Annotated in this window: 14 protein-coding genes; 4 read left to right on the top strand and 10 right to left on the bottom strand. The window is 59.5% G+C overall.

The window, feature by feature from the left end; all coding sequences use genetic code 11:
- Nucleotides 1–187 (top strand): hypothetical protein (locus AC6RA8_RS18190; protein WP_500354609.1); only part of this gene is annotated, 187 nt, incomplete at its 5' end.
- Here AC6RA8_RS18190 and AC6RA8_RS18185 read toward each other — a convergent pair.
- The 6 genes from AC6RA8_RS18185 to rplO form a co-directional block, all read right to left on the bottom strand.
- Nucleotides 184–1,200: a DNA-directed RNA polymerase subunit alpha gene (locus tag AC6RA8_RS18185; protein WP_039688716.1), complete on the bottom strand. Its 1,017-nt coding sequence runs from the start codon at nucleotides 1,198–1,200 to the stop codon at nucleotides 184–186. The two genes, AC6RA8_RS18190 and AC6RA8_RS18185, sit on opposite strands and share 4 nt — an antisense overlap.
- Nucleotides 1,201–1,312: 112 nt before the next feature.
- Entirely contained in the window at nucleotides 1,313–1,702 is a 390-nt protein-coding gene (rpsK, locus tag AC6RA8_RS18180) for a 30S ribosomal protein S11 (RefSeq protein ID WP_189371424.1), read from the bottom strand.
- A gap of 15 nt (nucleotides 1,703–1,717) precedes the next feature.
- Nucleotides 1,718–2,086, bottom strand: a complete 369-nt coding sequence (rpsM, locus tag AC6RA8_RS18175; protein ID WP_189371426.1) for a 30S ribosomal protein S13 — start codon at nucleotides 2,084–2,086, stop codon at nucleotides 1,718–1,720.
- 511 nt (nucleotides 2,087–2,597) lie between these two features.
- Nucleotides 2,598–3,242 carry an adenylate kinase gene (locus tag AC6RA8_RS18170; protein WP_500354606.1) on the bottom strand — a complete coding sequence of 215 codons (645 nt, stop codon included), beginning with the start codon at nucleotides 3,240–3,242 and terminating at the stop codon, nucleotides 2,598–2,600.
- A 24-nt stretch (nucleotides 3,243–3,266) separates the two neighbouring features.
- The gene (gene secY, locus AC6RA8_RS18165) at nucleotides 3,267–4,631 is read right to left on the bottom strand and encodes a preprotein translocase subunit SecY (RefSeq protein WP_500354605.1); all 1,365 of its coding nucleotides are present in this window, start codon (nucleotides 4,629–4,631) and stop codon (nucleotides 3,267–3,269) included.
- 116 nt (nucleotides 4,632–4,747) lie between these two features.
- On the bottom strand, nucleotides 4,748–5,218 hold the full coding sequence (gene rplO / locus AC6RA8_RS18160) for a 50S ribosomal protein L15 (protein WP_500354604.1): 471 nt from the start codon (nucleotides 5,216–5,218) through the stop codon (nucleotides 4,748–4,750).
- A 323-nt stretch (nucleotides 5,219–5,541) separates the two neighbouring features.
- Here rplO and AC6RA8_RS18155 point away from each other — a divergent pair, with 323 nt between their 5' ends.
- Nucleotides 5,542–6,237 carry a hypothetical protein gene (locus tag AC6RA8_RS18155; protein WP_500354603.1) on the top strand — a complete coding sequence of 232 codons (696 nt, stop codon included), beginning with the start codon at nucleotides 5,542–5,544 and terminating at the stop codon, nucleotides 6,235–6,237.
- Here AC6RA8_RS18155 and AC6RA8_RS18150 read toward each other — a convergent pair.
- Nucleotides 6,194–6,838, bottom strand: a complete 645-nt coding sequence (locus AC6RA8_RS18150) for a 2-hydroxychromene-2-carboxylate isomerase (protein WP_500354602.1) — start codon at nucleotides 6,836–6,838, stop codon at nucleotides 6,194–6,196. The two genes, AC6RA8_RS18155 and AC6RA8_RS18150, sit on opposite strands and share 44 nt — an antisense overlap.
- An 84-nt stretch (nucleotides 6,839–6,922) precedes the next feature.
- On the opposite strand from AC6RA8_RS18150, the gene AC6RA8_RS18145 reads away from it, so the two are divergent.
- Entirely contained in the window at nucleotides 6,923–7,687 is a 765-nt protein-coding gene (locus tag AC6RA8_RS18145) for a vWA domain-containing protein (RefSeq protein ID WP_500354601.1), read from the top strand.
- A gap of 254 nt (nucleotides 7,688–7,941) precedes the next feature.
- The gene (locus AC6RA8_RS18140) at nucleotides 7,942–8,604 is read left to right on the top strand and encodes a hypothetical protein (RefSeq protein ID WP_500354599.1); all 663 of its coding nucleotides are present in this window, start codon (nucleotides 7,942–7,944) and stop codon (nucleotides 8,602–8,604) included.
- A gap of 33 nt (nucleotides 8,605–8,637) precedes the next feature.
- Here AC6RA8_RS18140 and rpmD read toward each other — a convergent pair whose 3' ends face one another.
- The 3 genes from rpmD to rplR form a co-directional block, all read right to left on the bottom strand.
- Nucleotides 8,638–8,826, bottom strand: coding sequence for a 50S ribosomal protein L30 (gene rpmD, locus AC6RA8_RS18135; protein WP_189371439.1), 189 nt, complete (start codon nucleotides 8,824–8,826; stop codon nucleotides 8,638–8,640).
- A 5-nt stretch (nucleotides 8,827–8,831) separates the two neighbouring features.
- Nucleotides 8,832–9,410 carry a 30S ribosomal protein S5 gene (rpsE, locus tag AC6RA8_RS18130; RefSeq protein ID WP_189371441.1) on the bottom strand — a complete coding sequence of 193 codons (579 nt, stop codon included), beginning with the start codon at nucleotides 9,408–9,410 and terminating at the stop codon, nucleotides 8,832–8,834.
- Between the two features lie 104 nt (nucleotides 9,411–9,514).
- Nucleotides 9,515–9,870 (bottom strand): 50S ribosomal protein L18 (rplR, locus tag AC6RA8_RS18125; RefSeq protein ID WP_500354597.1); only part of this gene is annotated, 356 nt, incomplete at its 5' end.

Raw genomic sequence — 9,870 nt, 5'->3', positions numbered from 1 at the left:
TGCGGTGCTCATGTGTCCGGTTCAGGCGGCGGTAACCACGTGCGTGACGCATTTTTCTTCTCCAAATCGTGCCCTCTACGGGCTGTTTTACTTTGTCTGGCCCGCGATGCGTGTCTTGGGCTCTCCTTGGGGCACTATGCCCGGTCGTCGTCGGGTGGGCGTGACCGCCCACCCTAGTAGCTTTTAGAAGTTGTCTTCGAACTTCTTGGCCAGATCTTCGATGTTATCCGGCGGCCAGTCCTCGACATCCATGCCAAGGTGCAGACCCATGCCTGACAACACTTCCTTGATCTCGTTCAGCGACTTACGACCAAAGTTCGGCGTGCGCAGCATCTCCGCTTCGGTCTTCTGGATGAGATCGCCGATATAGACAATGTTGTCGTTCTTCAGGCAGTTTGCCGAACGCACCGACAGCTCCAGCTCGTCCACTTTCTTCAGCAAAAGCGGGTTGAACTCGAGACCATCGTCGTCGTCCTGACGCGATGCGCTTTCCGGCTCGTCGAAGTTGACGAAGATGCCCAATTGGTCCTGCAGGATGCGCGCAGCAAAGGCCACCGCATCGTCAGGGCTGATGGAGCCGTCTGTTTCGACCTTCATGGTCAGCTTGTCATAGTCCAGCACCTGGCCCTCACGGGTGGGCTGCACGTCATAGCTGACTTTCTTGACCGGCGAATAGATCGCATCGATCGGGATCAGGCCGATGGGTGCGTCCTCGGGCTTGTTCTTGTCAGCCGACACATAGCCTTTACCGGTGTTGACCGTCAGTTCCATGTAAACGTCTGCACCATCGTCGAGGTGGCAGATAACCAGATCGCGGTTCAGGATTTCGATCCCGGCGCTTTCGGAGATGTCACCAGCCGTGACAACGCCCGGACCTTTGGCAGAGATCGACAGGCGCTTGGGTCCTTCGACTTCCATGCGCAGGCTGACCTGCTTGAGGTTCAGGATGATGTCAGTGACGTCCTCACGCACACCGGCAACCGACGAAAACTCGTGCAATACGTTGTCGATCTGCACAGACGTGATGGCGGCACCTTGCAGCGACGACATCAGCACGCGGCGCAGCGCGTTGCCCATGGTCAGGCCAAAGCCGCGTTCCAGCGGTTCGGCAACAACAGTGGCCTGTCGTGCGGGTTCGTTGCCCGGCTTGACGTCAAGCTGCTGCGGCTTGATCAGTTCGGCCCAGTTCTTATGGATCATGCGTCCCTCCATTCCTGTCTACGCGCCATGTCCCAACGCGCGACTCCCGAGGTTTCAAAAAGCAGATTGGGGCCGTGCGAAATACGCGGCCCCAAAAGGTGTTGGATGTCGCTTAGACGCGGCGACGCTTGGGCGGACGGCAGCCATTGTGGGCAATCGGCGTCACGTCGCGGATCGACGTGATGTTGAAGCCAACAGCGGCCAGCGCGCGCAAAGCCGATTCACGCCCCGAACCAGGGCCTTGAACTTCGACTTCCAGCGTCTTCACACCGTGTTCCTGCGCCTTGCGGCCCGCGTCTTCGGCGGCCATCTGGGCGGCGTATGGCGTGGATTTCCGCGAGCCCTTGAAGCCCATGGTACCAGCCGACGACCACGCAATGGCATTGCCTTGCACGTCCGAGATCAGGATCTTGGTGTTGTTGAACGACGAATTCACGTGGGCCACGCCCGCCGCGATATTCTTGGAGACCTTGCGCTTACCGCGCCGTGTATCACGTGCCATGAGTGCAGCCCTCCCTTATTTCTTCTTACCGGCAATGGCCTTTGCGGGGCCTTTGCGGGTGCGAGCGTTGGTGTGGGTGCGCTGACCGCGGACCGGCAGGTTGCGACGGTGGCGCAGGCCACGGTAGCAGCCCAGGTCCATCAGGCGCTTGATGTTCATCTGCGTGTCACGACGCAGGTCACCTTCGACGGTGTAGTTTTCGTCGATGTGCTCGCGGATTTTCAGAACCTCTGCATCCGACAGCTCGTTCACGCGACGGTGCGCTTCGATGCCGACGGCTTCGCAGATGGCCTTGGCGGACGTGTTGCCGATACCCGTGATGTAGGTCAGGGCGATCGGAACGCGTTTGGCTGTGGGGATGTTGACCCCTGCAATACGTGCCACTTGGGCTTTCCTTTCGTTGCGAGCCCGTCATTCCAGGCCCTTTTTTCACAACATAAGGCCCAAGGATTTGTGCCCCCGGGCCTGCCGCTGATCAGGTGATCCGACCGGACGCGTTCCGGTCTTTGATTCTCGCTAGAGATGGCGTGAGATAGGCCTTGTTTTGTTGGACGTCAACCCCTGCCTAGAAGCGGTTACTACAGTGGCCGTAAGGGACGCAGTAGACTGCCAGACTTGAAGACTCGAACAGCGCCTTGCTCCTTTGGACGTCGATCATGGTCGACGTTTCTGAAAACGCGCGCGAAGCGGGATCACTGACTATTCGAGTCACAAATTTCAGACCGCAGAACAGGGTCGTGGATTGTAACCCTTGCGTCATAACCACAAAGTTCGTTTCTAAACTCCGTCCGCCCCAAGGCAGCGCCTAAAAGGAACCCCAACACACCAAACACGAGACCACCGACTAAACAGCCAACGAGAATGCCAAACCTAAAGCGCATGGTACGGTCGGTCTCTAGCCAAGAACCTTCCCGATGGCCGCCTTTACATCGTCAATCTCGCCGAGCCCATCGATCTTGGTCAGCTGACCCTTGGCATAGTAGTAGCCGATCAGGGGAGAGGTCTTTTTGTAGTATTCCATCAGGCGGGTCTTGAGGCTTTCCTCGTTGTCATCCGCCCGACGCTTGAACTGGTTTTCGGCACCGCAGTTGGTGCATTTGCCGTCCGCCGGAATGGGCTTGGTGTTGTCATTGTAGACCTCACCACATGCGCCACATGTCGAACGCGCCACGATACGGGCGACCAGCGCATCGTCATCCACTTCCATCTCGATCACGGCGTCCAGAGTCTCGCTCTGCTCTGCCAGCAGATCGGCTAGCGCATCAGCCTGCGCCAGCGTGCGAGGGAAGCCATCAAAGATAAAGCCGTTGGCCTTCACGGTCTCGAGCTGTTCGCGGATCAAGCCGATGACGATCTCGTCCGTGACAAGTGCGCCGCGGGCCATGACATCGGCCACAATCTGGCCCATCTCGGTGCCTGAATCCTTGGCAGCGCGCAGCATGTCGCCCGTCGACAATTGCACCATGCCACGTTCTTCAACCAGAAAACGCGCCTGCGTTCCCTTGCCTGCGCCCGGCGGGCCCAAGAGAATAATGTTCATCAGCTGTCCCCTCCCTGGACCGCCTTAGCGACGGACAGGGCTCCTTTTGCGGCGGGTCTTGTTGCCCTTACCGCGCAGTTGCGATTTTTCGATCAGGCCTTCGTACTGGTGTGCCAACAGGTGGCTTTGTACTTGCTGGATCGTGTCCATGGTCACAGATACCACAATCAGCACGGATGTCCCGCCAAAGTAGAACGGAATGGCAAACTCACCACGCAGGATTTCAGGCAGCAGACAGACCAGCGCCAGATAGGCCGAGCCAAGGACGAGCACGCGGTTGACCACGTATTCGAGGTATTCGGACGTCTTCTTGCCTGGGCGGATGCCAGGGACAAAGCCGTTCTGGTTCTTGAGGTTGTCGGCCACGTCATCGGGTTTGAAGCTGACGTTGAACGTGTAGAAGTAGGCAAAGAAGACGATCATCGCCGCAAAGAACAGCAGGTAAAGCGGCTGACCGGGACCGAAGTTCGCCAAAAGCCATGACATGATCGGACTGGTCGAGTTGCCCGAGAAGGTCGAGATCGTCACTGGCAGAAGCAGCAATGACGAGGCAAAGATTGCTGGGATCACGCCCGCGGGGTTCACCTTGACCGGCAGGTGCGAGGACCCACCGTCATAGACTTTCATGCCCACCTGACGGCGCGGGTACTGGATGTGGATCTTGCGCAGTGCGCGTTCCATGAACACAACGAAGGTAATTGTCGCGATCACCATCACGATCACACCAACGATGATGGCAGGGCTCAGCGCGCCCGAGCGACCCGAGGCAAAGAACTGAGCCAGCGCTGCAGGGACTTCGGCAATGATGCCGACAAAGATGATCAGTGAGATACCGTTGCCGATGCCGCGTGCCGTGATCTGCTCACCCAGCCACATCAGGAACATGGTACCACCCACAAGCGTAATCAGGCATGACATACGGAAGAACATGCCCGGATCGGTCACCAGATCGCCGGATTCCAGCGATACGGCAAGGCCGTAGGCCTGCAAGGTCGCCAGCGCCACGGTGCCGTAGCGGGTGTATTGGTTGATCTTCTTGCGCCCCTGTTCGCCCTCTTTCTTGAGCTGTTCCAGCTTGGGCACCATCGAGGTCAGAAGCTGCACGATGATCGAGGCCGAGATGTAAGGCATGATGCCAAGGGCGAAGATGCCCATCCGGCCGAGCGCACCGCCGGTAAACATGCTGACCATGCCGCCAATGCCTTGGCCTGCACTTTCCATGAACTCCCGCAGGGCAGCACCGTCGATGCCGGGGACCGGAATGAAGGTGCCCAAGCGATAGACGATCAGCAGACCAAGGGTGAACAGGATGCGATTGCGCAGGTCGGTGGCCTTGCCCAGAGCGCTCCAGCTCGTGTTGGCGGCCATATTCTCGACGGCAGATACCATGCGGGTGTGTTCCTTTATGGCGAAACGCCGCCCATACCGTTTTCCGGCGGGCGGCGTAGGAAAAACTAGAGACTATGTAAGCCGCAAGTTCGCGGCTCACAAGGCGTCAAACTGGCTTACTCGGCGGCCGCCGCGGTTGTGGTCAGCGACCCACCCGCCTTTTCAACGGCTTCGACGGCGGATTTGGACGCGCCGGTCACAGCAAGTTCAACTTTCGTGGTGATCTCGCCCTTGGCCAGAACGCGGATACCGTCCAGCTTGCGACGCACGAGGCCGGAGGCGATCAGCGCATCTTCGTCGATGGCTTTTTTTGCGTCGATCTTGCCAGCATCGATGAATTTCTGGATCAGGCCCAGGTTCACAACAGCGAACGCCTTGCGGTTGGGCTTGTTGAAGCCGCGCTTGGGCAGACGTTGGTAGAGGGGCATTTGCCCGCCTTCGTAGCCGTTGATGGCCACACCCGAACGGGATTTCTGACCTTTGATACCGCGGCCACCCATCTTGCCGGTGCCCGAGCCCGGGCCACGGCCCACGCGTTTTTTCGGTTTGGTTGCGCCAGGGTTGTCGCGCAGTTCATGCAGTTTCATATCGCTTCTCCTTGCCGGATGTGCCCTACGAAGCGTGAACAGGACAACCACGGCGTTTCTTGGTTTTGATTCTGCGGCGCAATGCGCCACCGTGGGCGTATAGACCCAGCACCCGGACGGATCAAGCCCCGTCTACGTCATCCATGGGTAGTATCGCAGGGATCCAAAGCCATCACGCCGCGCGCCGACCGCGCATTTTGCACATTGCGCCGCAAGATTTTGATTCACAGACCAGAATTTGGCCGATAGAGATGGCAATCACATAACAAAAACAGCCCCTTCAACCGGGGCACACGTACAACAGGCCATCGGAGACGCACAAAGTGCTCCAAGATTTTCTTCAGCATCCCGGGGTGCTGCACCGCGCAGGCATCGCATCGGCGGCGCTGAGCGTTTACGCGTTCTGGCCTTACATCCGCGACATCCTGACCAACCGGACCCGGCCCGAGCGCGCATCCTGGCTGATCTGGGCCGTGCTGAGTGCCGTGTCGCTGTTGAGCCAGGTCTATGAGGGGGCCGATGGATCGCTGGGCTTTGCCATCACACAGACGGCAGGCACGGTCATCATCTGCGGCCTGACGTTCTGGAAAACCACCGGCCTGCGGTTCAAGACCGACGACAGCCAGGTGCTGACCGCCACAGCCGTGGGTGTCTGGCTTTGGGCAGAAATGGAAAGTGCCGCTTATTCCCTGTTCGTCACGATAACCATTTCGTTGATGGGTGGGCTTCTGACCATGCAAAAGGCCTTTCTCGATCCCAAGTCCGAGACATGCGCAACCTGGGCAGCCTTCTTTGTATCGGCAGCACTGGCAGTCGTGGCCATTGGTGCGGCGGACTGGCTGCTCTTGGCGTACCCACTCTATGTCATGGTTCTGTCAGGTGGCATCATGCTGTGTATGGGCGCAGGTCATTTGCGGGCGGCACGGCGTGTCGCTACCCAACCTGATGCACCTCACCAGCAGTTGACCCTGTCTGTCATGTCGTTTCAACGGACGGGTTCACCCAGCGTGTCGGAGTAAAGGGGCGCGCAATCGCGCGTTCCAAAAGCTCAAGCCGGTCCTGCCCATAAAAGACCTCACCATCCAGAACATATGTCGGTGAGCCAAACACACTGGCCACGAGGGCCATCTGGCTATTGGCGGCATATTGGGCGGCCACCTCTTCGGATTGTGCCCGCGCGAGCAAGTCATCGGCGTCATGCCCCAACCCTTCAGCAAGTGCATACAGCGTCGGCACATCTGACAGATCAGCATCGTCGCGCCAATGGGCCTCAAGGATCGCGTGGGCCATGGCATCCACCTGATCCCCGCGATCACCCAGAGCAAGGATCATGCCGCTGGCCAAGGTGTAATCCGCATCGTGATAAGTCGGGCGAAACGATACCACCGACACATCACGCAGTTCGGCCCAACGCTCGATCTCACGCCCAAAGAAGTAGTCGACATGCGCCTGCGTCCGCGCGCGGAAGGGCAGACTGCCCTGAGCCTCGACCACGGGGGACAAGGCGATGGGGCGGTGCACAAGGGTCAGGCCATGGGTGGCACAGATCTGCATGACCTTGGCCGATCCGAGATATGCGAAGGCCGAGTGGGCAGAGTAGTAATAGGTAATGTCTGTCATGGGGCGCAGGCTAGGCTTCAATTGTGCCGTCCACAACGCCTGCAACATTGCTTTTGCTCTGTAGGTGGTGCCATCCTGCCGTCGATGAATGCTCTCCGTCCTCTTATCGTGGCTGCCGCTCTTGCGGCCACCCTGCCCACGACGTTATCCGCAACGGGCTGCGCACGGGACGCAATGCTGGTCTTTGACGGCTCTGCGTCTATGGACGAACTCAGCTTTGATGTCTCGCGCAAGACCCGGATCGTGGATGCCCGCTCGGCCTTGCGGGACGCACTACCCGACATCACACCGTTTCGCCGGGTTGGCTTGCTGACCTACGGCCCCGGCACGAGCGCGGACAGTTGCGCCAATATCGACCTGCGCTTTGGTCCACGGGCCGATGCGGCAGCCGACATCGTGGACGAGATAGACGATCTGCAACCCAAAGGGCTGACAGCGCTGGCCGCATCCGTTCGGGCCGCAGCCGATGCGCTCGATCACCGCAACCGGTCGGGGATCGTGGCGCTGGTCACGGACGGCAACGAAACCTGTGGCGGGCGGCCTTGCGCCCTGGGTACTGCGCTCGCACAAGAGGCCGCAGACCTGACCGTCCATGTCATTGGCTTCCAAGTGGTTGTGGACTTCTTCAGCTGGGACAATCCCGAACAAGTGGATGTGGGCGCAGGCAACACGGTTGCCAAATGCCTCGCGGACCGGACCGGCGGGCTATATGTCTCGACAGAGACAGTGGACGAGTTGGCGGATGCACTGCGCGCCACGCTGGGCTGTGCGCTGATTGGGGCAGCAACTCCGACGCCTCCCCCGTTCAGAGCCGCCGAAACATCACCCTTACCACGCCGCCAGACATGAACGGCCCCTGAATGGCGACCTGCCCTTTGACGACGGGATAGGAGGGGCGATGCCCTTCCGGCAATTCGCACGTCCATGCGCCGACTCCACCCAGACGCGAAGGTATGGAAAACCGGACTGGCGCGAAACGCGGTCATCGGGCCTATTCCTCCCATAACAATTCAGCCGAACCACATTATCGGCGCGTACAGTTTTTTTCATTAAGGAGCCGCGCCCGGGTCAAACCGGGCGCGCATTTCAGGACACCTACGGTATTGTTTGACGTCATCTTTCAGGATCCCAACCTGCTGTGGCTGATCGGGATCGCCTCTGCTCTGCTCAGCACCTATGCCTATCTGCCCTATGTCTTTGACACTCTGTCAGGGCGGACGCGACCGCAACGTGCGTCGTGGATGATCTGGTCTGTTCTGGGCAGCATCGCGTTAGGGTCGCAGATCTACGAAGGGGCCAGCGCATCGCTCTGGTTCGCAGCCATACAGGTGGGTGGTACGGTTGTGATTTTCCTTCTGTCGCTCAAGCACGGAACGGGTGGCTTCCTGAACCGCTCAGATGCCTGCGTGCTGGCGGCGGCAGCCGTTGGTGTGATCGCATGGGCGCTGACCGAAACAGCCGTCTACGCTTTGGCCATCACAATCACGATTTCGATGATGGGTGGGGCCATCACGGTGACGAAGGCCTTCCGCACGCCAGAGACTGAAACACTGACCATGTGGTCCGCGTCCTTTGTTGCGGCATCTCTCGCCATTGCCGCCGTGGGCGGTCTGGACTGGGTGTTGCTGGCCTATCCGCTGTACCTATGGGTTCTGAACGGGGCCATTGTCGTGGCCATCCTGCTTGGGCGTGCCCGCCAGGCGCGTGCACCGATCTTTGTCCCGCGTCATACGAAAAACGCCGCGCAGGTCCTGCGCGGCGTCTGAGTTCAATAGGATCTTGCGATCCGTTCGGGGCGTTTAGCCCTTCTCTTCGATGATTTCGACCAGGTGCGGGATTTTCCGAACCATGCCGCGCACGGAAGGTGTGTCTTCCAGCTCGCGGGTCTTGTGCATCTTGTTCAGGCCCAGGCCAATCAGGGTCGCGCGCTGTTCTTGCGGACGACGGATGGGCGAGCCGATCTGTTTGACGACGATAGTCTTTGCCATCTGTCTCAGGCCTCCTCAGCCACTTGAGCGGACTCTTGCGGCGCGTCTTCGCGCTTGGGCAGGATGTCAGCAACTTTCTTGCCACGACGCTGCGCAACACCACGGGGCGACTGCTCTTTTTTCAGGCCGTCGATGGTGGCGCGGATCATGTTGTAGGGATTTTGCGAGCCGATGGATTTGGACACAACGTCCTTCACGCCCAGCATTTCGAACACGGCACGCATCGGACCACCGGCGATGATACCAGTACCTTCAGGCGCGGTGCGCATGACGACCTTACCGGCGCCGTGGCGACCTTCCATGTCGTGGTGCAGGGTCCGACCTTCGCGCAGTTGCACGCGGATCATCTGGCGCTTGGCTTGCTCGGTGGCTTTGCGAATGGCCTCGGGGACCTCTTTCGCTTTACCTTTGCCGAAACCTACGCGGCCCTTCTGGTCGCCAACAACGACGAGGGCAGCGAAACCAAAGCGCTTACCACCCTTCACGGTTTTCGACACACGGTTGATCGCAACCAAGCGATCTGCAAATTCCGGTGCCTCGTCGCGGTCGCGACGGTTGCCCCGGCGGTTATCACGTTCTGCCATCAGAACATCCTTTGAATTGGTGGCTCGCGCCAGTTCTACTCAATCCTAGTGGACCGGAATGGCCCCCGGATCATCGGAGGGGCGTCACCGCCCCTCTCAGGGTCTTAGATTTTCAGACCGCCTTCACGTGCAGCGTCGGCCAGAGCCTTCACCTTGCCATGAAAGAGGAAACCACCGCGGTCGAAATATGCTTCTTCCACGCCAGCTTTCTTCGCGCGCTCGGCAATCGCGGTGCCAACTTTGGTGGCGGCTTCCACGTTGTTCTTGCCCACAACCCCCAGATCTTTTTCCAGGGTCGAGGCTGAGGCGAGGGTCACGCCGTTCACATCGTCGATCAGCTGCACGCTGATGTTCTTGTTGGAACGGTGCACGCTCAGGCGGGGACGCCCGGCGTTGACCTTGCGCAGTTTGTTCCGGACGCGCAGGCGGCGCTTGAGGAACAGGGTCCGTTTGCTGTTTG

The sequence above is a fragment of the Tateyamaria sp. genome, from assembly GCF_059783535.1.
This window is presented reverse-complemented; position numbering and strand designations above follow the sequence as displayed.